The sequence below is a fragment of the Pusillimonas sp. NJUB218 genome (genome assembly GCF_003788685.1).
Classification (GTDB): Bacteria; Pseudomonadota; Gammaproteobacteria; order Burkholderiales; family Burkholderiaceae_B; genus Neopusillimonas.
Map to the genome: position 1 here is coordinate 490,072 of NZ_NQMK01000001.1, position 23,756 is coordinate 513,827.

Here is a 23,756-nt window from a genome sequence, read left to right on the forward strand (position 1 = left end):
GCGGGTCTCCTGGCGGTTGTCGGGTATGGGCGTCAGTTGCCATGGTTCATTCCCAGCGGGCTGCGGGGGTCATTCCATGAATACGTCCAGCCGCTGGCCCACTGGCCGCCGTGTTCGGCCTGCCAGCGCGCTTGCGCGGTGTTGAAGTCTTTGGCTTTTACCCAATAGCCGCCTTTTAGCGGTTCGCCCACATACTTGACGCTCAGGTCGTAGGTCCAGGCGTGGTCGTTGTAGCTGACGCAGTAGCCGGGCAAGGTGTTCTGGTTCACGGTGGCAATCGGCTGGACATCATAGGTAGTGATTTCGCCTGCATCGCCGCCCGCGCTTGCCGTCTTGCGGTAACGGTAAGCGGTTGCGGCAAAGGCGCTGTTCAGGCTTTGCGGGTCGCACTTGCCGGCCCCGTGGGCGATGGCGTCGATGCGGGCAGGCATGCCCGGGGCATCGGCGGCCGGGCACATACCCAGGAAAACCCGGCGCGCTGCTACCGTGGCGCCCCAGTCCAGGCCGTACTTGTTGAATATCTGGATGCCGAAGTAATGGTTCAGCGAGGGTGCGCACTCTCCCGGCTGCAGGCTGCTGGACAGGCAGAGAATCGCCTGGCAGGCCAGGCCGGGCAGGCCGTCCAGCGTCTGGCTTGATGGGGTAACGGGCGATTTAGCCAGAGCGGTGCCGCACGCGCAGGCGAGCGCCACCGCACCGAGCATGAAAGATCGGTGAGTCATGGGGAAAACTCCGGGGGAATGGGATCAGGCGGGGAGGGATTCGATACCCAGGCGCTTCATGGCGGCATGGGCGATGGCGATCTGTTCGGGGCGGGCGTGGGCGCGAGCCAGCAGGGCTGATTCCACGGCGGCCGCATGGGCCTGGGAAATCTGGTCCAAACGGTTCACCGCCTGGCGCAGCAGGGTCAGTTCTTCGGCCAGGGCATCGGCAGCGGCCAGGCGGCGCCGGATGTAATTCGACAGGTTCTGGCCGGATACCGCCGCGGCCTCGGACAGCGTGCGGTATTGGTTGCGTGAAAGCCGAACCCGTACGAGTTCGGAAAGGGGCTCATCCATGCGGGATTCCTTCGGGGGTCAGGCAGGAAGGCCTGGCCGTTGTCCCCGAGGCGTGCCAGACCGGGAATATCCGGAGTCGATTCCGCCTGTATCTAGGCGTTGCGTTCCGGAGGGATCGCGTGGCTGATGTTCAGCCAGTGAGTTGGGCAGTGAATGGGCGATGCGGCTGGCATCGTTGTTGTAATAGGTGTCCCTGAGCAGCTTCAGGTCTTTGGTGCCGATGGCATGCGACAGCGCAATCACGTCGATGAACCTGGCAAGCCGGGTGGCGGCCTCGTGTTTCAGATCATGAAAATGCAGATCGTCAACACCGGAACGGTCGCGGGCTTTACGCCAGAGGGCATCACGCTGGCTGTCTGTCATCCCTACTATGTAGGGTGGCATTGAGAAGTTTTCCTGTGGCTGTTGGTCCTTGGGCATGCTTTCCAGCAACTGGTCCAGCAATTCGATGGCGCGGTTGGTCAGGGGCACCCAACGTGATGCCTGGAGGGTGCCGCTCTTTGATCCTTTGCGGCCTCCGCGTTCAAGGGCGTGAACGTAGAGTGTGCGTGCGTGCCGGTCGTAGTCTTTGGGCCGGATCCGCAGAATCTCGCCAGATCGCAGCGCGGTTTCCATGGCAAGAAAGAAGCAGGCTCCAACGCGGGCCGATTTGGTCACCAGCTCGGGGTCCTCGTTGTAACCGGTGGCGATGGAAATGGCCTCGATTTCCTTGGGTGTCAGCAGGGGTCGGTTTCGGCGAACGCCTGCAGGCGGCTTCATGGCTTCTTTGCAAGGGCTGGCTTGCAGCCATTTGCGTACCTGTACGCCGTGTGTAAACACACTGCGCCACAGATTCATTTCGCGGTTGACGGTGCCGGGCACAACTTGCTTCAGGCGTGCGGTGATCCATTCGTTGATGTGGTGGGGCGTAACCTCGTGTAGATTGACTTTGGCCAGGGGGTAGGTGCAGAAGCTCATCAGCCGCAATTTGTTCCACTTGCCCGAGTCGGTCATTTCGGCCCGAGGCAGGTAGTCCAGGATAAGGTCTTCAACAGTACGTACTTTTGCATTGCTGACCGTTCCCAACTGCTTTTGACGTTCAACATTGGTCGCCCAGGCGCGAGCTTCAGTCATGGTATCGAAGGTGGCCGAGCGCTTGCCATCCGGGAACTTGACGATTGCCCGGATCGAATTTCCACGTTTTTCAAAAGATGCCATCAGTGTTCTCCGTAATTGGGGAAAATTATGGGGAACAACTTGGGGAATGGATAGCGGCGCAGCCAGGGAAAAGTGGGGAAAACCGGTGTAAATGTTCCCCGTGGTTATAGGTTCAGAACCAACAAAAAACCCCTGAAAATCAATGATTTACAGGGGTTTCATGCGTGTGGTTCTGGTGCCCGGGGCCGGAATCGAACCGGCACGCCTTGCGGCGGGGGATTTTGAGTCCCCTGCGTCTACCAATTTCACCACCCGGGCATTCGGACTGGGTCGGTGGCTAAAACGGCCACCGGGCAGAAGGGCACGATTATACGCTGAATTTAAATGTTTTGCAGCAGCCCGTTTAGTACCGCAAATTCAAATACAGCGAAGCCGTGTTTTGGGTGTTGCCGCCGCCGAACTGGCCGCTGTAGTTCAAGCCAATTTGGGTGGATTTGTTTACGTCTACTTCGCCGTTCAAGGCCAGTTGCAGCGCGTTGCGCGCTACTGGGGCGCCCTTAACGCTAAAGCCCACATCAGATGCATTGGCAAAAGCCATATGGCGTGTGGCGGTGGTGTCGCCACGGGTGTGTTGCCAACTTAGCTCGCCGTTAATGCGTGCGGTGGTGGTTGGCGTTAGCGCCAATTCACTATAGGCACGCAGGCCCAGGTTCAGGGTGCCTTGTTGGTCTGTCGCAGCGCCCGATCGCAGCGCGGCCTGGCCGCCGTTTTCACGCATCGACGACGTTTGCAGTTGGGTCCATCCTAAGCGCGCGTAGGGTTCTAGCACCAGGTTTTGGTTTGCCGAAAAGGCATACCCGAGTTCGGTAAACGACTGAATCTGGTGGGCATGATAGTCGGCCTTTAGGGTCTGGCTACCGCCAACGTCCAGTTGGCGTCGGGTGTTCAGGTCGTGGTAGGTGTAGGCGGCTGAAGCACGCCAGTTCAGGGCGCTGTTCTCACGGGTTGGCCAGTGTTTTGCGCCGTATATGGCTGCCGTGTAGCTATGCGCATCGGCGCGGCTGCGTCGTTCGCCGACGTCGATGCGTGTGTCGTGAGCCCCTAGGGCCGCGCCGGCGTGCCACCCGTTGCGTAGCGCGGTGTCTGCGCCCAGGAAAAGGCCGTTGGCGTAGCTGCGGGTAGCGGCCGAGCCATTAGCGCCATTCAGGTCACTCCATTGGCGTTGTACCGTAACCCATAGGGGGCGGCGCTGGTCAATGTCGGGGCGCGTCAGCACTTGGTTGAGTCGTCGCGTTGCAGATGCCGTCCATAACTGACTTTGGCTGAATAAGCTAGACGTAACGCTGGCGTGAACTTCGCCGCTCAGGGCGTCCATGAGCCCAGGCAAGGTTCTGGCGGTGGCATTCAAGACGTCGTCGTACACGCCCGACAGCGCGGTTGGCGGGTTGGCCGAGAAAGGGTCGAGCGCGGCAGCAACGTTGCGCTGGTTGGCGGTGTGGGTATACGCGGCAAAGGCTTGCGCGTTGCGGGCCACCGACAGCGAAATGCCCGTTCCCGAAACACTAAGGCTTGGGCTTAGAAAGAGCAAAGAGGTATCGATTTGCGCAAAGTTGCCTGTTAAGCCACCGCCGCCGGTCACCGACAAAAAGTTGTAGTTCACGCCTTGGCGAAATGGCCCGCCGCGCAATGCCAGTGTGCCGTCCAGTGCGGCGTTGCCTTCTACAACCAGTTGGTCAAAGCCGTTATTGCCGTCAACTTCAATTTCTAGCACCGACGTTGCCGTCTGGGTGTAGTTGCCTTTTACGGTCAGTGTGCCGACCGAGTTGCCGGGGGCGACGGTGCCTTCGTTGACCAAGATGCCGACATTGCCGCGGCCACCCAAAATGCCGTTAAGTTTGACGGTCGTGGTGCTGGTGGTTGCTAGGTTACCGTTGACCACCATTTTGCCGCCATTGACGGTATTGGTGGTCGAGTTCAATTGGCCGCTGCGGTCTACGGTCAGGTTGCCCCCATTAACAATGGTGTCGCCCGTGTTGTTGGTGCCGGCAACAATAAGGGTGCCGCCTTCAACGGATGTTGTGCCCGTATAGTTGTTGGTGCCGGCCAAGGTCAGCGTACCGGCACCGCGTTTGATTAACGACCCGGCGCCCAGCCCTTCGCCCGACAGATCCCCAATATTGTTAGAAAACGTCGCGCTGTACCCTTTGGTGTCTACATCAAAAACCGATACAAACGCCGACGGGCCCAAAACGGCTTTGCCGACGTTTAACAAGCCCCAGCCGAAGATGTCGTCGTAGCGTTTGTTATCCGATGGTGTCAGGTCGGTTGCGGTGGTTAGCAGGGTCTGCTGCAATTGGTAGGCGTTAAAAAACGGGAAGGCCTCTTTGACCAGGGCCGCTGCGCCGGTGACGTGGGGTGCGGCCATCGAGGTGCCGGGCAGGGAGACGTAAAGTCCGTCCTTGTTAACAGACCAAATGCCTTGCCAGGTGCTCGAGTCGTTGGCGTCGGGGGTCGATCGGCTGCCCGGAGCGGCCAGACACCACGCTTTGGCATCACCACATTTGTTGGCGTAGGTGGCTACAACCGGGTTGTTGAAGTCGATATCCACGTTAACGGCGGTGACGGCCAGCCAGTTGGGGGCGAGTTCGGGGTACAGCACAGGCATGCCGGCCAGTATGTCGGGTTGCGGCTGGGACTCGTTGCCTGTGGCAAACACCATTAGTGTGCCGGCATCTTTTAACCGATGCATCGCCAAAATGGTCTCGCCAAACAGTTCGTCGACCTTGAAATTGCCGGTGTAGCCGGTGTCGGTGCTTAAACCAAAATCTTTAACGTTGCAGGGTTCGGTTGCGGTGCCAGATGCGCCAGGTGCGCAACTATTCAGTCCCAGGCTATTGTTTATGACCGTCAGCCCCTGGCGCGCCATGTAGTTCCAGGCGGAGCTCAAGACGGGGTCAAACGCCTGGGCTTTTTCAAGAAATGTGATGCCGCTACCGATGTCGAAATCGTCGATTCCGTTGTCGTCATCATCATCGTCGTCGTTATCGTCAGCCCCGTAACGGGTGGAAAATATCTTCGAGTTGAAAGCGACGCCATGCATGCCCACGCCGTCGCGTCGGGCCGCCATAATGCCGCTCACGTGCGAGCCGTGCCCATCGGTGTCGATGCCGCTGGATTGGCTGACTGCCTGACTCAATCTGAAGTCATAGCCGCCCACAATTTGTCCGGCAAACTCTGGGTGCCAGGCCGCAATGCCCGAGTCAACCACGCCGATAGTGACCCCCTGTCCGGTAAAGCCCAGGCGGTAAGCGTCCCCGGCCTTGATCAAGTCAAGGCCGGTTTGGTTACGATATTCTTCGGTGTTGTAGTCTTGGGTGTGCCCCGCAGAATGGAAAGCGGTGACGGCAGCGAGTAAAGAGATAGTGATTAAACGGCGCATGACATGACAGGAGGTGATGCAATCCGGCGAAACCTTAGCACTATTTAATGGCAATTGCCCAGCATTCATGCGGCATTGGTTCCGCTGTCCCGAGCGTTTTGTTGCATAGAAGCAAGCTGGGCCCTTGAAAACGGGCAGACAGCCCCCAAATATGCCCAGTTCGCCGCCTGTGGCGGCTGCTACCGTTTTTAACCGCATTTATGGAGTGCGCTGACATGAGCCAATCCGAAACCGCAATGGCCTCTGAAACCCTGGGTTTCCAGGCCGAAGTCAAACAGTTGCTGCACCTGATGATTCATTCGTTGTACAGCAATAAAGAAATTTTCTTGCGCGAACTGGTGTCGAATGCGTCAGACGCCTGCGACAAGTTGCGTTTCGAAGCCATCGACAAACCCGAGCTAATGCAGGGTGATGCCGATTTGCGCATCCGTGTTGAATACGATGCCGATAAGCGCACTATTACCATTTCAGACAACGGTATTGGTTTGTCGCGTGACGAAGCCGTTGCCAACTTGGGCACCATTGCCCGTTCTGGTACCAAAGAATTCTTTTCTCAACTGACAGGCGACAAGCAAAAAGACGCGCATCTTATCGGTCAGTTTGGTGTGGGCTTTTATTCGTCGTTTATCGTCGCTGACAAGGTTTCGGTGTTAAGCCGTCGTGCCGGCGCCGATGCAACCGAAGCCGTGCTTTGGGAATCTGACGGCCAGGGCGAGTTTTCCATCATGACGGTCGAGAAGGCGGACCGCGGCACCGCGGTAACCCTGCACTTGCGTGCCGACGAAGACGAATTTTTAAGCGGCTGGAAACTGCGCGAAATTTTGCGTCGCTATTCCGACCATATTTCGTTGCCCGTGCAGATGCTGAAAGAAGAGTGGGACAGCGAAGCATCGAAGCAGGTCAAGACGACTGAATGGGAAACCGTCAACCAGGCCAATGCCTTGTGGACACGCGCCAAGTCTGACGTGACCGACGAGCAGTACAAAGAATTCTACAAACACGTTTCACACGACTTCGAAGACCCGCTGGCCTGGACCCATAACCGGGTAGAAGGCCGCAGCGAGTACACCCAACTGCTCTACGTGCCCAAGCGGGCGCCGTTCGACCTGTGGGACCGCGATGCGCGCCGTGGGGTCAAGCTTTACGTCAAGCGTGTGTTCATCATGGACGACGCCGAACAGCTGCTGCCGGCTTACTTGCGGTTTGTACGTGGCGTGATTGATTCGGCCGATTTGCCGCTGAACGTTTCGCGCGAAATCTTGCAAGAAAGCCGTGATGTTCGCGCTATTCGCGAGGGTTCGACCAAGCGCATTTTGTCGGTGCTTGAAGACATGGCCGAGAACAATGCCGAGCAGTACGCCGAGTTTTGGGGGCAGTTTGGCCAGGTTCTGAAAGAAGGTATGGGCGAAGATGCGGCCAACAAAGAGCGCATTGCCAAGTTGCTGCGTTTTGCGTCGACCCAGGCCAACAGCGCTACCCAAAATGTGTCGCTGGCCGATTATGTGTCGCGCATGAAAGAGGGCCAGGACAAGATTTACTACGTTACGGGTGAATCTTATGCGGCAGCCAGCAATAGCCCGCACCTCGAGATCTTCCGCAAGAAGGGTCTTGAAGTGTTGTTGCTGTCCGATCGCGTTGACGAATGGATGCTGTCCTTCATGCAAGAATTTGAAGGCAAGTCGTTGGTGTCGATTGCCAAGGGTGGGCTCGACCTCGATGCTTTGGCCGACGAAGACGAGAAAAAGCGTCAGGAAGAAGTCGCCGAAAACTTCAAGCCGCTGGTCGAGCGCCTGAAAACGTCATTGGGCGACAAAGTAAAAGACGTGCGCGTGACCGTTCGTCTGGTCGATTCGCCGTCGTGCGTGGTGGTCGATGCTAATGAGCTGAGCCCGCACTTGCTGCGTATGTTGCAAGCAGCGGGCCAGGCGGCGCCCGAGGTCAAGCCTATTCTTGAAATCAACCCCGAGCACCCGCTGATTGGTCGTGTGCAAGACGCCAACGAAGCCGATTTTGCCGAGTGGGCGCTGTTGTTGCTGGACCAGGCTATGTTGGCTGAAGGCGCGCAACTGAAAGATTCAGCCTCTTTCGTGAAGCGGCTGAACAAGTTGTTGTTGCAAGGTGCATAGTCGTTAACGGCTATTGCGCATAAAACAAAGGCACGCATAAGCGTGCCTTTGTTTTATTGGGGGGGGGTGTGGCGCTTTAAGGCAATGGCTTATTCGTGCATTACGCCAGTGGCGGCAGTTGCCGCAAAAGCCAGCGGGCCTCGCGGCCGTAGCGACGCCAGTTAAAGTGAGGCCCCGGGTCGGTTTTCCGGCCTGGCGCAATGTGTTCGTGGCCGCGCACGGCCGTTAAGGTATGCCGCGCCTGCAGCGCGGTCGTCAGCCGTTTTAAGGCGTGGTATTGCTCGTCGGTAAATGGCTCGGTGTCAGTGCCTTCCAGCTCGATACCAATTGAAAAGTCGTTGCAGTTGTCGCGTTGGTTAAAGCGCGAAACCCCGGCATGCCAGGCGCGATGCAGGGTCGAAACAAACTGCACGACATCGCCGTCGCGACGAATTAAAAAATGGGCCGATACTTTTACCCCCCTGATGTTCTCAAACCAGGGGTGACTGTCGCAATCCAGCTTATTCTGAAAAAAATCGCAAATGGCGTTGCCGCTGAACTGCCCCGGGGGCAGGCTGATGTTATGCAGCACCAGCAGCGTGGGCTCGACCCCTTTGGGGCGTTTGTCGAAATTGGGGGAAGGCAGGCGTTGTACCTTGCCGTGCGGTTTAAGCCAGCCTTGTCTGTCGAGCATCAGCCCGATCATTGGCGGACCCCAAGCTTGGCGTGTTCGGCGCTGCACCAAGTGTCGCCGCCGGAAAGCACCGCTTCAGAGCGTGGCATATGTATGCCACAGTGGGCGCAGCGCACCATAGATTCGGCGTTTGCAGTGCTACCAGCAACCGATTTTTCGCCAGGCTTGTTGCGCGCTGTTGTGGTTGTTGTGCCGTTGTCGGCTGCGTTTTTATTGCGGTTGTGTATAGCCAGCAGGCGTACGGCCACCAGCGCTGCAATAACAACAATGATCCAGAAAAGCAGTTTTCCCACATTAGCCCCGTTGAAGAATGACGTCGATGACGAACCGGCTGCCTGTGTAGGCCAGCAGCACAAATGCAAAGCCGGTGAGTGTCCAGCGCAAGGCCAGCCGACCGCGCCAGCCGCGGACATAGCGCCCCGCCAGCAAGACGGCAAAGGTCAGCCATGACAGCAGCGTAAAAATGGTTTTGTGGTCTATCGGAAACGCTGGGCCGGCCAGGTTAAGCGACACCAGCGAGCCAGTAATAAGCGTGAGCGTCAGGGCAATGAAGCTGATCCAGATCAGCCGGAACAGCAAGCGCTCTTGTACCAGCAATGGCGGCATGACATCGAGCGCGTGGGTAAACCAGGGCGCGTGTTGTGATTGCTCGGCCGGGCGGTGCAGATAGCGATCGAGCGCAGCCATTAAAATGCTTTGTAGGGCAGCGACAGTGACCAGGCCATAGGCCATAAGCGCAATGAGCAGGTGAAGCCGCAGAAGTTCGTTGTGGGCGTGCGCAACCAGGTGCCCGGTGGGGAAGAGGGCGGCCAGTGCGCTGACCAGGGCGCTGCCGGGGAGTAAAATAAGCAGCAAGCCGTTAAGACTGAGCACCAGGCTTTCAAGCCAGAAAATTAGCATGCCCAGCCATATGGCGGCCGATAGCGCCAGCGCCCAGCCCAAGTAAAGCCCGGTGGCCGGTAATACGGCTTGGTAAAGCGCAACGCCGTGCAGTACCAGTGCGCCCAGCAGGCAACCTTTGGCGGCTGCGCTGGTGTTGGTAGGTATCCGGCCGTGCCGCAGGGGGCGCCAAACCAATAGGGCTAAAGCGGCGTAGGCCAGTGCGGCCAAGGTGTGAAATACAATGCCTTCAGACATACATCCTGCGTTGTTCGTTGATGGCCTGGGGCATAATGCCCTAAAGCCATCATTTTAGACGGTATCCCACGATACTAAACCAGTTTCAGCGAATCCATCGTCATGCTAGAAAATCTTACCCAGCGTCTTTCCCGTGTTGTTAAAACCATCAAGGGCGAAGCGCGTTTAACCGAAGCCAACACGCAAGATATGCTGCGCGAAGTGCGCATGGCCTTGCTCGAGGCCGACGTTGCTCTGCCTGTGGTGCGCGATTTCATCGCCCGCGTCAAAGAACAGGCGCTGGGCACCGAGGTAGCCGACAGCCTTAACCCAGGGCAGGCTCTGGTCGGGGTAGTGCATAAAGAACTCACCGGCTTGATGGGCGGGTCCGATGGCGAATTCGCCAGCGAGTTATCGCTGGCGACCCAGCCGCCCGCCGTCATTCTCATGGCTGGTTTGCAGGGTGCGGGTAAAACAACCACCACGGGTAAGTTGGCCAAGTGGCTGTCCGAAGGCGGGCATACGGCCAAGGGTAAAAAATCGGGTAAAAAGAAAACGCTGGTTGTCAGTGCCGACGTCTATCGTCCCGCGGCTATCGATCAGCTGAAAACCGTAGCCGCCCAGGTCGGGGTCGACTTTTTCCCGTCCGATGGTTCGCAAAAGCCCGAAGACATAGCGCGTGCTGCGCTCGATCACGCCAAGCGTCATCATTACGACATACTTATTGTTGATACTGCCGGTCGCCTGGGTATCGACGAAGACATGATGCGCGAAATCCGCGCGCTCTACGATTTGCTCAACCCCATCGAAACCCTGTTTGTGGTCGACGCCATGCAGGGTCAAGATGCGGTCAATGTGGCCAAGGCGTTTGGCGATGCCCTGCCGCTTACCGGGGTCGTGCTCACCAAGCTCGATGGCGATGCGCGCGGCGGTGCGGCATTGTCGGTACGTCATGTCACCGGTAAGTCGCTCAAGTTTGTCGGGGTGTCTGAAAAGCTTGACGGCCTTGAACCCTTCCACCCCGAACGCATGGCCCAACGCGTCCTGGGCATGGGCGATATCGTTTCTCTGGTAGAGCAAGCGCAAAAAAACATCGATATTGCCGAAGCCCAGAAGCTGGCCACCAAACTTAAGTCGGGCGACAAATTCGATCTGAACGATTTTCGCGACCAGTTGCAGCAGGTCAAGAAAATGGGCGATATGGGGTCGATGCTCGAAAAGTTGCCCGCCCAGTTTGCGCAGGCGGCCAGTCAGTTGCAAAGTGGTCAGGCCGAAAAGCAACTGCGTCGTACCGAGGGCATTCTTAATTCCATGACGCCGGCCGAACGCGCCAAGCCCGAATTGCTCAAGGCGTCGCGCAAGCGCCGCATTGCGGCGGGCTCGGGTGTGTCGGTGCAAGAGGTCAACAGGCTGCTGGCCCAGTTCGACCAAATGCAGGGCATGATGAAGCAAATGAAGAAGGGCGGCATGGCCAAAATGATGCGGGCCATGGGCGGCCTGAAGGGCCTGGGCAAGGGCGGTTTCCCGTTCCGTTAAGCCTTTGGCGTTCAGGGTGTGGGGCGGGGGGTTAGCCGCCGCCTACAGCCACCACAATTTCAATTTCATCACCCTCGGCCAGCGCTTGCTGGCCGTGTTGGCTTTTGGGCACGATGTCACCGTTGCGTTCTACGGCAATACGTTTGCCTTCGTAACCCAGATAACGAATCAGGTCGGCCACAGTCGCCACCTGGTCCAGCGCTTTGGGCTGGCCGTTCAGTGTGATGTTCATGACGGTTTGCGTGTAAAGATCAAGTCCCAGACGCCGTGGCCTAAACGCAGGCCTCGGGTTTCGAATTTGGTTTGCGGGCGGTAGTCGGGCCGGGGCGCGTAGTCTGTGCAGGTGTTTTGCAGCAAGGGCTCGCCGCTCAAGACCTCGAGCATTTGTTCGGCATAGTTTTCCCAGTCGGTAGCGCAGTGAAAATAGCCGCCCGGCGCAATGCGGCTGGCCAGCAGCTGTACAAATGGGGGCTGCAGCAAACGGCGTTTATGGTGCCGCTTTTTGGGCCAGGGGTCGGGAAAGTAAACATGCACGCCAGCCAGGCTGTCGGGAGCGATCATGTCGCGTACGACCTCGACGGCATCGTGCTGAATAATGCGAATATTTTGCAGCCCGTTTTCATCGATACGCTTTAACAGCGCGCCAACTCCGGCATTAAAAACTTCAACGCCCAGAAAGTTGTCATCGGGCCGTGCCGCTGCAATTCTTGCAGTGGTTTCGCCCATGCCAAAGCCAATTTCTAAAATAAGGGGACCCGAGCGCCCAAACGTCTGTTCGACATTTAACAGCGTGTTTTTATAGGGCAATGACCACTTGGGCATTAGCACATCGATAGCCGCCTGCTGGCTGGGCGTAATGTGGCTGCGGCGATGCACGAAGCTTCGGATATGGCCGGTGCGCAGCGCTTCGGTATCGGCGCTATCGGAGGCAGGGCTATTGGGGGTGTCGGACATGAGGTTGGAATTAGGCGTGCTGGTCATGCGCGCCATTATACTTGGCGCTATAATGCGTGCGCCGCGGGTGTAGTTTAATGGTAAAACTGAAGCTTCCCAAGCTTCCGTCGTGGGTTCGATTCCCATCACCCGCTCCAGAATTTTTCGAAGCCGTCTGTGGTTTCACGCAAAAAGCCAACCCTAAAACGGTTGGCTTTTTTGCTTTTACAGCCCACCCATCGCCATATATTTAAGTTCCAGGTATTCGTCCAGCCCGTGGCGCGAGCCTTCGCGGCCCAGGCCCGAGTGCTTGATGCCGCCAAACGGGGCAACTTCAGATGAAATGGCGCCGGTGTTGATGCCCACCATGCCGTATTCAAGTGCTTCGCCCACCCGCCAGGCCCGTCCGATGTCGCGCGTGTAAAAATACGCGGCCAGGCCGTATTCGGTATCGTGGGCCATGGCAATGGCTTGCTCTTCGGTATCGAAGCGGAATACGGCGGAGACCGGGCCAAAGATTTCTTGGCGGGCAATGTCCATGTCTGGCGTCAGGTTGGCAAGCACGGTGGGCTCGAACCATAGGGTGTCGGCACTGCGACGTTTGCCCCCGGTGTGGATTTGCGCGCCTTTATGGGCGGCGTCTGCAATAAGTCGCTCTACTTTTTGCACAGCGGCATCGTTGATTAGCGGGCCTTGAACGACGTCTTCTTCCAGACCGTTGCCCACTTTGAGCGTTTGGGTGGCTGAGGTCAGCTTTTCGACGAAGCGCTCGTAAACGCCCGACTGCACCAGAAAGCGATTGACGCAGATGCAGGTTTGGCCGGTATTACGGTATTTGGCGGCCATGGCGCCCTTGACGGCAGCGTCGATGTCGGCGTCGTCGAAGACAATGAATGGTGCATTGCCGCCCAACTCAAGCGACAATTTTTTAAGCGTCGGCGCGCACTGCTCCATCAGCAGCTTGCCTACCGGGGTAGAGCCTGTAAACGATAGTTTTCGCACAATCGGGTTGCGGCAGAGTTCTGCACCAATGGCTTTGGCATCGCCGGTCACAATATTGAACACCCCTGCCGGGATGCCGGCGCGTTCTGCCAGTTCGGCCAAAGCCAGGGCCGATAAAGGCGTAAGTTCGGCCGGTTTCAGTACCAGTGTGCATCCTGCGGCCAATGCCGGCGCGGCCTTGCGCGTAATCATGGCCGATGGAAAGTTCCAGGGGGTAATGGCGGCGCATACGCCGACCGGCTGCTTGACCACCACGTAACGTGCGTTGGGTGCCGGCGCTGGAATGACCTCGCCGTAGGCACGCTTGCCTTCCTCGGCAAACCATTCAATAAACGAGGCCGCATACCCGATTTCGCCGATGGCTTCGGCCAGCGGTTTGCCTTGTTCCAGCGTCATGATGCGCGCTAGATCGGCCTTGTGTTCTAGCATCAGTTCGTACCAGCGTCGCAGATATCGTGCGCGTTCGGCTGCCGTCAGGGCGCGCCAGGCAGGTAAGGCGCTCTGGGCGGCGTCTATCGCCTGCCGGGTTTCGTCGGTGCCGGCCTCAGGAACATGCGCAAGTACTTGGCCATTGGCAGGGTTAATGACAGCCAGCGTTTTGCCATTGTTTGCATCGCGCCACTGACCATCGACATAACATTGGGTGTGCAACAGGGTGGGGTCTTGCAACTGGAATGTGGCGGCAGTGGTCATGAGCAGCTCCGTTCAGGAAGGTGGGTTAGGGGTAGCCTGGGCGCGGGTGGTGATGTCGACCGGGTCGAAGTGTGTCATGACATCGAGTACGGGTTCGTTCTCGATGACTCGACGGCGCGCCTCGACAGCGATGTCGTGGCCTTGGGCGATAGTGAGTGTCGCATCCATTTCAAGGTCGACTTCGACCCAGATCATGTCACCCAATTTTCGGGTTTTCAGGTCGTGAACCCCTTGGACGCCGGGCGTGGACAACAGGTGTGCTCGGATACGGTCTTCGGTATCGTTGTCGACGGCGCGGTCCATCAGGTCGCTGAAGGCGTTATGAAAAAACCGCCAACCCATGCGCCCGACCATAAGCCCGACGATAAGCGCCGCAAGGGGGTCTGCCATAGGGAAGCCCAGCATGTTGGCGCCAATGCCCACGACAACCACGAGCGACGAGGCTGCATCGGAGCGGGCATGCCAGGCGTTGGCAATCAACATACTGGAGCGCACGCGTTCGCCCACCCTGAGCAAATAGCGGAACAGCCACTCTTTGCAGGCCAGCGTCAGAACGCCTGCCACTAGCGCAGCCCAATGAACTTGTGGGATGAGTGTCGGGTCTTGCAGCTTGCTAAATGCTGCCCAGAGCATACCAATGCCGACGATCAGGAGCAGTACGCCAAGTATTAAAGACGCTGCTGTCTCGAAGCGCAGATGGCCGTAGTGGTGGTCGGCGTCAGGCGCTTTTTGCCCCTGTTTGTTGGCTACCAGTACAACAAAGTCAGAGAGCAGGTCGGACAGCGAGTGCACGGCGTCGGCCACCAGCGCTTGTGACTGGGCAAAGACGCCGATGACGGCTTGCGCAACGGTTAAAACAACATTGACCACCACACTGACCCAGGTGCTGAATTGCCCCTGGGCATATCGTGACGTGTGTGGTGGGTCGTCTGTATGTTTATCCATTAACTGATGCGCATGCCGGGTTCTGCGCCGGCAACGGGTTCAAGAATATAAATACCGGGGTTTGTGCCTTCGTCGGCGTGACTGGCTGCCAGCACCATGCCTTCAGACACGCCAAACCGCATTTTGCGCGGGGCCAGGTTGGCCACGACAACGGTGAGCTTGCCGACCAGGTCTTCTGGCTTGTAGGCGGCCTTGATGCCAGAGAAAATCTGGCGGTGGCGGCCTTCGCCAACGTCGAGCATGAGCCGCAGTAGTTTGTCTGAGCCGTCGACTTCTGTGCATTCGACAATACGGGCAATACGCAGGTCGATTTTTGCGAAATCTTTGAAGTCGATGGTGTCTGCAATGGCTTCGCCGCCGGGTTTGGGAGCTTCTACTACCGGGGGCTCGAACAGGTCTTCGAGCATCTGGGGCTCGACGCGCTGCATGAGGTGTTTGAAGGCATTGATTTTGGACGGCAGCTGGGTAGCGTCGGCCCACTGGTAGTGGTCGGCATCGGCAAACAGCTCTTGGGCCACGCGCGCGGTAAGTACGGGCAAAATGGGGCTTAACATTACCGACAAGGCCTTGAAGCCGGCCAAAGCACGCGAGCAGATGTCCTGCAGTTGTGCTTTTTGTTCGTCGGACGCTTGGGCAATGCCCTTGGCCAGTACCCAAGGCTGCGCAGTATCGAAGGCCTGGTTCAGGCGATCGGCATAAGCCATGGCGGTACGCACAGCACGGCCGTACTCCCGGGCTTCAAGGTCGGCCTGAACGGCGGTGACCACTTCGGTGATGTCGTTGGTCAGGCCCGATGTATCGCCCACGTAGCCCAATTGGCCATCAAAATATTTGCTGATGAAATTGGCGGCGCGGCTGGCAATATTGACGTATTTGCCGACCAGGTCGCTGTTGACCCGTGCGATGAAGTCATCAGGGTTGAAGTCGAGGTCTTCGACTCGTGCGTTCAGTTTGGCCGCGATGTAATAGCGCATCCATTCGGCGTTCATACCCAATTCGAGGTAACGCAGGGGAGAAATGCCGGTGCCGCGGCTTTTCGACATTTTTTCGCCGCTGACGGTAATGAAACCGTGTACATGTAATTGGTCGGGCACCTTGCGCCCTGAAAACTGCAAGGTGGCGGGCCAGAACAGCGCGTGGAAGTAAACGATGTCTTTACCAATGAAGTGAACCTGCTCGGTAGCGCTGTCGGGTGCGACAAGCGCATCGTAGTCAAGGCCCTGCTTGGCGCAATAGGCTTTCAGCGACGCCAGGTAGCCAATGGGTGCGTCGAGCCAGACATAGAAGTACTTGCCCGGTGCGTCGGGAATTTCAATACCAAAATATGGCGCATCGCGGGAAATATCCCAGTCGGCCAGGTTGGCCTCGCTGTCGGCCTCGCCAGAACCCAACCATTCGCGGGTTTTGGCCAGAATTTCGCTTTGCAGGCGCTTTTGGCCGCGCGTGTTGGTGCCGGTCGTCCACTCTTGCAAAAACGCCACGCAACGTGGGTCGGACAAATTAAAGAAGTAGTGCTCGGAGCTTTTGAGTACGGGCGTAGCCTTAGTCAGCGTTGAATAGGGCTTGATCAGGTCGGTGGGTGCATACACCGCGCCGCACGATTCGCACGAGTCGCCATATTGGTCGGCGGCGTGACATTTGGGGCATTCGCCCTTGATGTAGCGGTCGGGCAGGAACATGCCCTTGACCGGGTCATAAAACTGTTCGATTTGGCGGGTACTGATCAGGCCCTGGGCTTTAAGCGCTTTATAAATACTTTGCGACAGTTCGACGTTTTCGGGCGAATCGGTTGAGTGCCAGTGGTCGAACTGGATATGAAAGCCATTCAGGTATTGAGGGCGTTCGTTCGCGTAGCGCTGTACCAGCGCCTGCGGCGTGATGCCTTCGGCCTGGGCCTTGAGCATGATGGGCGCGCCGTGGGCATCGTCGGCCCCGACAAAGTGTACGGTGTGGCCCGCCATTCGCATGGTGCGCACCCAAATGTCGGCCTGGATATACTCCATGATGTGGCCGATATGGAATGAGCCGTTGGCGTAGGGAAGTGCTGTGGTAACGAATAGGGTGCGCGACATGGGCAGGCGTATTTATCAACAATAGAAACGAAGTCTCTATTGTAATGAATCGTCTGCCGTGGTGTTCGGGGCGTAACCCCGCAGCGCCGGCACAAGCCGGCCTGGTTGGGGTAACTAGCGGATTTCGCGCATTTCAACGTCGACGACGTCGTTTTTGTTAAAGCGTGAAGCCTGTTTGGCTGCACCGGGTCGATACCGGCCGGCACTGGCGGCGGCCGCACGCTGGCGTGCCTCCCAGTAGGCGCGGGCGCCAAAGGGCCTGCCTTTGATTTTGGCCACAATGTACAAAATGCCAATGGCAATGGCGGTGGATACCATGAAAATAAACGCCATGGCCATGCCAAAAATGGCAAGTACAAAGAACAGCAGGCCGCGAAGAATTTGAGTGAATGTATTCATATGATCAAGTATGACATTTTTGCGGGGAAAAGTTCCAGTCCCCAAGAATCACGGCAATCCGCTATGCTTTGACTTTAGCTGAAAACAATACCTGCAAGGCCACACCATGAGCTTTACCGTAGAGCAAATCCAGACACTATTGTCTGACGTTGTTGACCCGAACACGCAAAAAAAACTGGGCCCAATCGTAAAAAAAAGTGAGATCGTCATCGACGGATCGGTTCTTAAGCTTAATCTGGCGTTAGGCTACCCGGTTTTCAATGGGGTCGATGCACTTCGGCAATCAATTGAAACCGTTTTGACCGAGGCCGGGTTGTCGCTCGATCGCCTCGATTGCTCGCTGGCGGTCGAAACCCACGCGGTGCAGCGCGGCCTTAAACCCTTGTCTAATGTGCGCAATATTATTGCCGTGGCTTCGGGTAAAGGGGGCGTGGGCAAAAGCACGACGTCGGTCAACCTGGCGTTGGCCTTGCGGGCGCAAGGGGCCAAGGTAGGCTTGCTCGACGCCGATATCTACGGCCCTAGTGTTCCCATCATGTTGGGCTTGTCGGGCAAGCCCGAAAGTCGCGACAACAAAACCATGGAGCCGCTGGTAGGGCACGGCATCGAGGCCAATTCCATCGGGTTTCTTATCGACCCTGACGCACCTGCTATTTGGCGCGGTCCAATGGTCAGTCAGGCCCTTGAGCAGTTGTTGCGTCAAACTAATTGGGGCGACCTCGATTACCTGATTATCGACATGCCGCCGGGTACCGGCGATATCGCGCTGACCTTGTCCCAAAAAGTGCCGCTCACCGCGGCGGTTATCGTCACTACGCCGCAAGACCTGGCACTGGCTGATGCTCGCAAAGGGTTACAAATGTTTCGTAAAGTCGACGTTCCCGTTTTGGGCATCGTCGAAAATATGGCTATGCATATTTGTTCAAACTGCGGTCACGCCGAACCGATTTTCGGCGAGCACGGCGGTCAGCATCTGGCGGCCGAGTTTAATTTGCCCTGGTTAGGGTCTTTGCCTTTGGCCATGAGTATCCGGTCTCAAACCGATGCGGGTACGCCTACCGTTGTGGCCGACCCGCAAAGCGACGCCGCGGCCGAGTATCAGCGTATTGCGCACAGGGTAGCGATGCTGGTGGCAGCGTTGCCCAAAGATATGGCGGCCAAGATGCCGTCTGTCGTCGTCCAGAACTAAGTTACCCATGTCGTTGCGGGTGTTTTACGCGGGTAATCGGGGTTCGAATCGGTCTGGCCTGGCTCGGGCAAAGTCTGGTGGGGTGGTTATGTCGGCCCGACGCCTGCTGCTTGCATTGGGCCTGGCTGGTACGCAACTGGCGTGGGCCGCCAAACCCGAAGTTATTATCGACCCTGGCGTGGTGCCGCCCGAAGCGTTGCAATCGATTATGGGGGCTATCGACGCCATCACGCGTCTGGCCGAAGACCAAGATGGCGGCGAGGTCTCGCGGTTGCGTCGTCGCGCACGAGACGCGACGCTGTCGGCACTCGAGACTCAGGGCTATTTTGCGTCTAAGGTCGATCTGGTTGTCGGGCAAGACTACGCCGGTGAAACCTGGGAAATCACAATAGACCCAGGGCCACGCGCCCAGGTTGGGCAGGTCGATATTCGCTTCTCCGGTAAAATCGCCGAGCCCGAGTTCGCGGGTCGTGTGCGTTTACTGGAAGAAGAGTGGCCGCTCGACGAGGGGATGCCGTTTATCAACGAGTCGTGGAGCAAGGCCAAGTCTGACCTGATTACCGAAGTAAGCCGCAAAGACTTTTTGCTGGCCCGCATGGTTCGGTCTCAAGCCACTGTTTTGGCGGAAGAGGCTCGGGCCGATCTCGATGTTGAGGTCGATAGCGGCCCGCGTGTGCGGATGGGCGAGTTGACGTTAATCGGCTTGAAGCGTGTGCCGCCCAAGCTTATCGACCGTTACGTCCGTTATGCCCCGGGTGACGCCTACGATCAGGACAAACTCGACGAGTGGCAGCAGGCCTTGCAGTCAACCGCTTTTTTTCGGGGCGCTTTTGTCGTCATGGACACCAGCGCAGACCAGCGTATCCAGCTTCCCGATGGCGACGTAGAAATGCCGGTAGTTGTTCGGGTGACCGAGGCGCCGCCGCGCGTGTATACGGCATCACTGGGTTTTGATACCGATAACGGTGCCCGTGTCGAAGGCCTTTATCGCCAGAATGTGGTGTTCGGTCAGCCGGTTTGGATTGAAACCGGGCTGGGCGTCGATAAAAACCGTCAGCGTTTATTTTTCGATGTGCATTTGCCACCCGACACGAGCGGTTATACCGACAGTTTTGGTGTGCTGGCGAGTCATTCCGACATCGAAGGCCTGGACACCTCCCGTTATGGTTTGGGGTGGCGGCGTAATCAAACGCGTAAAGCGGCCGGTAATAGTCGAGTCGAGTACGAAACGCAATGGAGCTTGGTGGCCGCCCAAGACGAAACCAAAATTGCGGGGGCCGAATCGTATCGCGTCCCAACAATGGTGGCAGGCTGGCAATGGCTGCGCCGCGACGTCAACGACAAGTACGACCCGCGCGACGGCAATCTGATTGATCTTAGCTTGGGTGCCGGCGTAACGCTCGATCGTGGCGAACCGTTCTATAAAACCAGTCTGCGCGGTCAGCAATGGTGGCCGGTTGGGCGTCGCGACGTGTTTACCGTGCGTGCCGAAGTGGGTAAGGTCTGGTCACAAACCGAACGTTTGCCTGAAGATTTCGGGTTTCGCACCGGCGGGGCGCGAACTATTCGTGGTTATGGGTACAACAGTATTGGTATCCCGCGGGGCGATGCCATTATTGGCGCGCCCGCCTTGGCTTGGGCCAGTATTGAGTACATGCATTTCTTTACCGAGCAGTGGGGTATGCGGGCATTTTTTGATGCGGGCGATGCAGCGCCATCGTTCCGCGACATGAATATGTACTATGGCTATGGTTTGGGTGCGGTATTGCGCACGCCTGCTGGGCCATTTGCGATCGACTTGGCCTATGGTCAGCGCGATCGTCGCCTGAAACTGCATTTTTCCCTGAGCGTGGCATTTTGAGCGGGCCAATGCGTCGACTTCGTCGTTTTCTGTTCTGGCTGGGGCCGGTTCTGGTTTTGCTTGTCGCCATTTTGGCGGGGTTCGTGTATTGGGTCGTGGCCTCATCGCCGGGGTCGCGTTGGGCGCTTGAAACAGGTGTCGGTCTGGCCGGTGGCCGGGTTGCGCAAATCGACGGCACCATTTGGGCAGGTCTTCGCGTCGGCGAACTCGAGGTCGATACGCCAGCGGTAAAAATCGGGCTGGCCGACGTCAACCTGGTTGTTGATTGGCCGGCATTGCGTGACCGCCGTCTGCATGCGCAAAATATCTCTGCCGGACGGTTGTCGCTCGATGTACTTGAAAGCGACGAGCCGCCGCCCGAAGATCAGCCGTTTGCGTTGCCGGCGATTCCCGTCACCCTGGCGCTTGACCGCATTGCGCTGGGCGAACTGAATGTATCGCTCAATGGTGAACCCGTGCTGGCCCGCGTTAAAAATCTCGAAGCCTCGCTGGCGTTGAACGCGCAAGATGCGCAGCTGGTGTTTCGTCGGGTGTTGCTGGGCCAGCAAGATATCGACGCCGATGTTACTGGCGAATTTAGGTTGTTGGCGCTGGCCGACCCGTGGCCTTTCTCGCTGGCCATAGAAACCAATGCTAAAAGCAGCGTGCCCGATTCCTTGTTGTGCGCGCGCCGTTTTTTGCCGGGGTTACCGCAGTCAACGGAAACGGAGGCGGCAGCGTCAGCGCCGTCCAGCGGCGAGCCGGCTACCGAACTTGACGCCATCAGCACCTTTTGTGCGGTAGATCTGAAAGCGACGGCAGAAGGTTCCCTTGACGCAGTGTCTGTCAAGCTGGAAGGCAGCGGTCAGGACATGACACTTGACGCAGCCGCGCAGTTGGCGCCGCGCGAGCCGTTCCCGCTGCGCACGGCCAGACTGCAGCTGGGTTTGAGCGACGGTGCATCGGTCAACGCCGACCTTGACTGGAAAAGCGGTGTCGATGCCGATCAGGTAAACGGGCAACTGACTGTCCGTCAATTGAACCTGACGGGTCTGGCAGGGGCAGGGTTGCCCGAGGCGCTGTTGTCATCCAGCCTGACGTTTGCGGCGACGCTTAAAGAGAAAACCCAGTTGCAGGCCGCCGACCTGACATGGAAGGTTGATGATGGTTCGCGGTGGAACGGTCAACCCTTAAAAGCCGACGTGGCTTTGGCAATAAGGCACACCGCACCCGTGGCGCCTGACGACCCGGGGTTTCGGGCCGACAATCTGCAACTCGATGTTCGGCTCGGGTCGCATCAGCTCAAGGGCAGTGGGCGCCTGGGGTGGTCAGACACCCAAATGCAGTTGGCACTCAGCGCGTCACGATTGGCCGATTTCTGGCCTGGGCTACCAGGCGGGCTTTCTGTCGAGACCCGTCTTTCGGGGGCGATGGCTGCTCACAATCTCACTGTTAAAGGGCAGTACGATTTAAACCAGCCCGGCGGCAATACCCTGGGAGAAGCGCCCGTTGTGCTCGATGCCCAGGTCGAGGGTGGCTATACCGCGAGGCCCGATTTGCCGTCAGCATGGTCGGGCCGTGTTACCCGGCTCGATATCGGGCACGCCGGCGTCAAGGTCGATGCGCGCTCACCGGTACCGCTGCAAGTTGTGCCGACGGCTCAGGCGCCGGCTTGGCTGCTCGACGTTGGCGCAACGAAAATCGAACTGGCCCTGCCGTCGCGTAATAGTGTGGTCATCGATCACGCGCGTACTTTGTTTTCGCCGGGCCGTTGGTCCACCCGGGGTGATATCAATCGCCTGACGCTCTCGAAGCGGATCATTGATGAGGTGACGGCAATGATCGACGCGGCAAGCCCCGCAGGCGGGGACGACCGCGGGCGCGTCATTCTCGATGTCGACGATCGTAATGACCTGGTCGAAATCACCTACGCGCTTAATTGGGATTTTGCTTTTGAAGGAGCGCTTTCGGGCGCCGCGCAGGTGCGACGTCTGGGCGGCGACATGATTGTGCCGGGCGACCCGCCGTTTCCGCTGGGTTTGCGTACTTTACAGGCCGACCTGCGTGCTCGGCCCAACGGAAATGGGTCCAGTCGTATCGACGTAGACATTAATGTTGATACCGTCAAAATGGGGCGTGCCCAGATTCAGGCCAATACGTTGCTGCGAACGACGCCCGAGGGCGGCTTTTATGTCAGTTCCAGCGATGCAACAACGGTCAATGTCAGCGCTGACGTAGCCGATTTGAGCTGGTTAAGCCTGTTTGTTGGCGATGCCACCGACATCGGCGGCCGTTTGACCGCCGATGTGCAGGCCCGCAGCCGCCCCGATGGCAGTTGGCAGACGAGTGGCACGGTAAGCGGCAGTGATATTCGTTTTGTGCGTATTGATGACGGTGTCAGGCTTGTCGAGGGCACATTGCAAGCCCATATGGAAGGCGACCGTTTTGTGCTCGACAGTCTTGAGTTCCCCGCACGGCGTCGTGCCATTCCCAAAGAGTGGCGGACCGAAGAGTGGACCCGCGCGAACCCGGATGCCCAGGGGGGCAAACTGACGTTGACGGGTTACTGGGACTTAAGCGACCAGGGCGGTAAAATCGAGGTCGACCTCTATCGTTATCCCATATTGCAGCGTTCGGATCGCTTTGCCATGGTGACGGGCAAGATCGGTGTCGATGCCCCCTCTGAGCGGCTGGATATCAATGGCGAGATTACGGTTGACGCGGGCTGGGTTGATCTGGACATGCTCAGTAGCGTGCCCACCCTTGATAGCGATGTTGTGGTTGTGCGGGCGGGGAAACCGCCGCCTAAGGCTGCGCCCATGAATATCGGGATGAATATTTCGGTAGATCTTGGGCCGCGTTTTTACATTACTGGTTATGGTGTCGACTCCGGTTTGGTCGGGGAAATGCGCATCATCATGGACGATGGCAGGCTTTCGGCCTATGGCGCCCTGCGCACGCGGGGCGGCGCCATAGAGGCTTATGGTCAACGGTTGCAGTTGCGTCGCGGTACCATCACATTCCAGGGTGATATCGCCAGCCCCGTCCTGAACATCGAAGCCTTGCGTACTGGCGTGGCCGTTGAGGCTGGCGTGCGGGTCAGCGGCACGGCGCGGCGCCCGCGCATCGATCTGATTTCTTATCCCGAAGTGGCCGATGTCCAGAAGCTGTCGTGGCTGTTGCTGGGGCGTGGCCCCGATGATTCGGGCGGCGATGCGGCACTGTTGTTCTCTGTCGGGACGTCGTTTCTGGGGGATGGCGAGCCGTTCTACAGAAAATTTGGCATAGACGAGGTCAGTATGCGTTCTGGCGAATTGGGGAGTGTGGGTAGCATCTTGCCTGCCGAGTCGGTGGTGCGCGGGCTCGATAGCGGCACTAGTGATATCGAACGTCAGTTCATGGTGGCCGCCAAGCATTTGGCCAGCGGCTTCACTGTCAGCCTCGAGCAGGCCTTGTCCGATACGGGTACAGTGGGTCGGGTCAGTTACCGTCTTGCGCGAGGGCTTTCTGCCCAATTAAGTGCCGGTACAGTCAACGGCTTGGCGCTTATTTACCGTTACGTCGCCCGTGATTGATTCATTTGTCTGTTTGCCCGCGC

At 58.0% G+C, this 23,756-nt stretch carries 18 protein-coding genes and 2 tRNA genes; 6 read left to right on the forward strand and 14 right to left on the reverse strand.

Annotation, left to right across the window (positions count from 1 at the left end):
• Positions 1-32: 32 nt before the first annotated feature.
• The 5 genes from CHR62_RS02300 to CHR62_RS02320 form a co-directional block, all read right to left on the reverse strand.
• The gene (locus CHR62_RS02300; RefSeq protein WP_123659877.1) at positions 33-722 is read right to left on the reverse strand and encodes a TrbM/KikA/MpfK family conjugal transfer protein; all 690 of its coding nucleotides are present in this window, start codon (positions 720-722) and stop codon (positions 33-35) included.
• Positions 723-746: 24 nt separating this feature from the next.
• A complete protein-coding gene (locus tag CHR62_RS02305; protein ID WP_123659878.1) occupies positions 747-1,058 on the reverse strand; it encodes a hypothetical protein in 312 nt (103 codons plus the stop codon).
• 18 nt (positions 1,059-1,076) lie between these two features.
• On the reverse strand, positions 1,077-2,255 hold the full coding sequence (locus tag CHR62_RS02310) for a tyrosine-type recombinase/integrase (protein WP_123659879.1): 1,179 nt from the start codon (positions 2,253-2,255) through the stop codon (positions 1,077-1,079).
• A gap of 173 nt (positions 2,256-2,428) precedes the next feature.
• Positions 2,429-2,513 (reverse strand) — tRNA-Leu (locus CHR62_RS02315).
• An 85-nt stretch (positions 2,514-2,598) separates the two neighbouring features.
• Positions 2,599-5,634: an autotransporter domain-containing protein gene (locus CHR62_RS02320; RefSeq protein ID WP_123659880.1), complete on the reverse strand. Its 3,036-nt coding sequence runs from the start codon at positions 5,632-5,634 to the stop codon at positions 2,599-2,601.
• Between the two features lie 215 nt (positions 5,635-5,849).
• Here CHR62_RS02320 and htpG point away from each other — a divergent pair, with 215 nt between their 5' ends.
• A complete protein-coding gene (htpG, locus tag CHR62_RS02325) occupies positions 5,850-7,760 on the forward strand; it encodes a molecular chaperone HtpG (protein WP_123659881.1) in 1,911 nt (636 codons plus the stop codon).
• 100 nt (positions 7,761-7,860) lie between these two features.
• Here htpG and ampD read toward each other — a convergent pair whose 3' ends face one another.
• The 3 genes from ampD to CHR62_RS02335 are packed head-to-tail and all read right to left on the reverse strand — an operon-like array spanning position 7,861 to position 9,570.
• Positions 7,861-8,445 carry a 1,6-anhydro-N-acetylmuramyl-L-alanine amidase AmpD gene (gene ampD, locus CHR62_RS02330; protein WP_173862507.1) on the reverse strand — a complete coding sequence of 195 codons (585 nt, stop codon included), beginning with the start codon at positions 8,443-8,445 and terminating at the stop codon, positions 7,861-7,863.
• The gene (locus CHR62_RS15570; protein ID WP_158609081.1) at positions 8,442-8,726 is read right to left on the reverse strand and encodes a PP0621 family protein; all 285 of its coding nucleotides are present in this window, start codon (positions 8,724-8,726) and stop codon (positions 8,442-8,444) included. Before CHR62_RS15570 ends, ampD begins: the two co-directional genes overlap by 4 nt.
• 1 nt (position 8,727) lies before the next feature.
• Entirely contained in the window at positions 8,728-9,570 is an 843-nt protein-coding gene (locus CHR62_RS02335; protein WP_123659882.1) for an inner membrane protein YpjD, read from the reverse strand.
• 102 nt (positions 9,571-9,672) lie between these two features.
• On the opposite strand from CHR62_RS02335, the gene ffh reads away from it, so the two are divergent.
• Positions 9,673-11,085: a signal recognition particle protein gene (gene ffh, locus CHR62_RS02340; RefSeq protein WP_123659883.1), complete on the forward strand. Its 1,413-nt coding sequence runs from the start codon at positions 9,673-9,675 to the stop codon at positions 11,083-11,085.
• Between the two features lie 31 nt (positions 11,086-11,116).
• Here the strand turns inward: ffh and thiS are convergent, their stop codons facing one another.
• Together thiS and trmB are read right to left on the reverse strand one after the other, a co-directional pair.
• Positions 11,117-11,317, reverse strand: a complete 201-nt coding sequence (gene thiS, locus CHR62_RS02345; RefSeq protein WP_093969678.1) for a sulfur carrier protein ThiS — start codon at positions 11,315-11,317, stop codon at positions 11,117-11,119.
• Positions 11,314-12,066 (reverse strand): tRNA (guanosine(46)-N7)-methyltransferase TrmB, encoded by a 753-nt coding sequence (gene trmB / locus CHR62_RS02350; protein ID WP_370318028.1) that lies wholly within the window; start codon positions 12,064-12,066, stop codon positions 11,314-11,316. Before trmB ends, thiS begins: the two co-directional genes overlap by 4 nt.
• A 36-nt stretch (positions 12,067-12,102) precedes the next feature.
• On the opposite strand from trmB, the gene CHR62_RS02355 reads away from it, so the two are divergent.
• Positions 12,103-12,176 (forward strand) — tRNA-Gly (locus tag CHR62_RS02355).
• 67 nt (positions 12,177-12,243) lie between these two features.
• On the opposite strand, the gene CHR62_RS02360 is transcribed toward CHR62_RS02355, so the two are convergent.
• The 4 genes from CHR62_RS02360 to CHR62_RS02375 form a co-directional block, all read right to left on the reverse strand.
• Positions 12,244-13,713, reverse strand: coding sequence for an NAD-dependent succinate-semialdehyde dehydrogenase (locus tag CHR62_RS02360; RefSeq protein ID WP_123659885.1), 1,470 nt, complete (start codon positions 13,711-13,713; stop codon positions 12,244-12,246).
• 12 nt (positions 13,714-13,725) lie between these two features.
• A complete protein-coding gene (locus CHR62_RS02365; RefSeq protein WP_123659886.1) occupies positions 13,726-14,658 on the reverse strand; it encodes a cation diffusion facilitator family transporter in 933 nt (310 codons plus the stop codon).
• On the reverse strand, positions 14,658-16,730 hold the full coding sequence (gene metG / locus CHR62_RS02370) for a methionine--tRNA ligase (RefSeq protein ID WP_123659887.1): 2,073 nt from the start codon (positions 16,728-16,730) through the stop codon (positions 14,658-14,660). Before metG ends, CHR62_RS02365 begins: the two co-directional genes overlap by 1 nt.
• A 114-nt stretch (positions 16,731-16,844) precedes the next feature.
• The gene (locus CHR62_RS02375; RefSeq protein ID WP_123659888.1) at positions 16,845-17,129 is read right to left on the reverse strand and encodes a hypothetical protein; all 285 of its coding nucleotides are present in this window, start codon (positions 17,127-17,129) and stop codon (positions 16,845-16,847) included.
• Positions 17,130-17,235: 106 nt separating this feature from the next.
• Between CHR62_RS02375 and apbC the strand changes: the two genes are divergently transcribed.
• The 3 genes from apbC (at position 17,236) to CHR62_RS02390 (ending at position 23,733) form a co-directional block, all read left to right on the forward strand.
• On the forward strand, positions 17,236-18,318 hold the full coding sequence (gene apbC, locus CHR62_RS02380) for an iron-sulfur cluster carrier protein ApbC (protein WP_123659889.1): 1,083 nt from the start codon (positions 17,236-17,238) through the stop codon (positions 18,316-18,318).
• Between the two features lie 88 nt (positions 18,319-18,406).
• Positions 18,407-20,179, forward strand: coding sequence for an autotransporter assembly complex family protein (locus CHR62_RS02385; RefSeq protein WP_123659890.1), 1,773 nt, complete (start codon positions 18,407-18,409; stop codon positions 20,177-20,179).
• Positions 20,180-20,187: 8 nt separating this feature from the next.
• Positions 20,188-23,733 carry a translocation/assembly module TamB domain-containing protein gene (locus CHR62_RS02390; protein ID WP_123659891.1) on the forward strand — a complete coding sequence of 1,182 codons (3,546 nt, stop codon included), beginning with the start codon at positions 20,188-20,190 and terminating at the stop codon, positions 23,731-23,733.
• The last annotated feature ends 23 nt before the right edge of the window (positions 23,734-23,756 follow it).

Coding starts and splice junctions, on each gene's coding strand:
- apbC (WP_123659889.1), top strand. CDS start 17,236: ATGAGCTTTACCGTAGAGCAAATCCAGACACTATTGTCTGACGTTGTT.
- CHR62_RS02305 (WP_123659878.1), bottom strand. CDS start 1,058: ATGGATGAGCCCCTTTCCGAACTCGTACGGGTTCGGCTTTCACGCAAC.
- CHR62_RS02385 (WP_123659890.1), top strand. CDS start 18,407: ATGTCGGCCCGACGCCTGCTGCTTGCATTGGGCCTGGCTGGTACGCAA.
- CHR62_RS02300 (WP_123659877.1), bottom strand. CDS start 722: ATGACTCACCGATCTTTCATGCTCGGTGCGGTGGCGCTCGCCTGCGCG.
- ampD (WP_173862507.1), bottom strand. CDS start 8,445: ATGATCGGGCTGATGCTCGACAGACAAGGCTGGCTTAAACCGCACGGC.
- thiS (WP_093969678.1), bottom strand. CDS start 11,317: ATGAACATCACACTGAACGGCCAGCCCAAAGCGCTGGACCAGGTGGCG.
- CHR62_RS02375 (WP_123659888.1), bottom strand. CDS start 17,129: ATGAATACATTCACTCAAATTCTTCGCGGCCTGCTGTTCTTTGTACTT.
- ffh (WP_123659883.1), top strand. CDS start 9,673: ATGCTAGAAAATCTTACCCAGCGTCTTTCCCGTGTTGTTAAAACCATC.
- htpG (WP_123659881.1), top strand. CDS start 5,850: ATGAGCCAATCCGAAACCGCAATGGCCTCTGAAACCCTGGGTTTCCAG.
- metG (WP_123659887.1), bottom strand. CDS start 16,730: ATGTCGCGCACCCTATTCGTTACCACAGCACTTCCCTACGCCAACGGC.
- trmB (WP_370318028.1), bottom strand. CDS start 12,066: ATGACCAGCACGCCTAATTCCAACCTCATGTCCGACACCCCCAATAGC.
- CHR62_RS02320 (WP_123659880.1), bottom strand. CDS start 5,634: ATGCGCCGTTTAATCACTATCTCTTTACTCGCTGCCGTCACCGCTTTC.
- CHR62_RS02335 (WP_123659882.1), bottom strand. CDS start 9,570: ATGTCTGAAGGCATTGTATTTCACACCTTGGCCGCACTGGCCTACGCC.
- CHR62_RS02310 (WP_123659879.1), bottom strand. CDS start 2,255: ATGGCATCTTTTGAAAAACGTGGAAATTCGATCCGGGCAATCGTCAAG.
- CHR62_RS02360 (WP_123659885.1), bottom strand. CDS start 13,713: ATGACCACTGCCGCCACATTCCAGTTGCAAGACCCCACCCTGTTGCAC.
- CHR62_RS02365 (WP_123659886.1), bottom strand. CDS start 14,658: ATGGATAAACATACAGACGACCCACCACACACGTCACGATATGCCCAG.
- CHR62_RS02390 (WP_123659891.1), top strand. CDS start 20,188: ATGCGTCGACTTCGTCGTTTTCTGTTCTGGCTGGGGCCGGTTCTGGTT.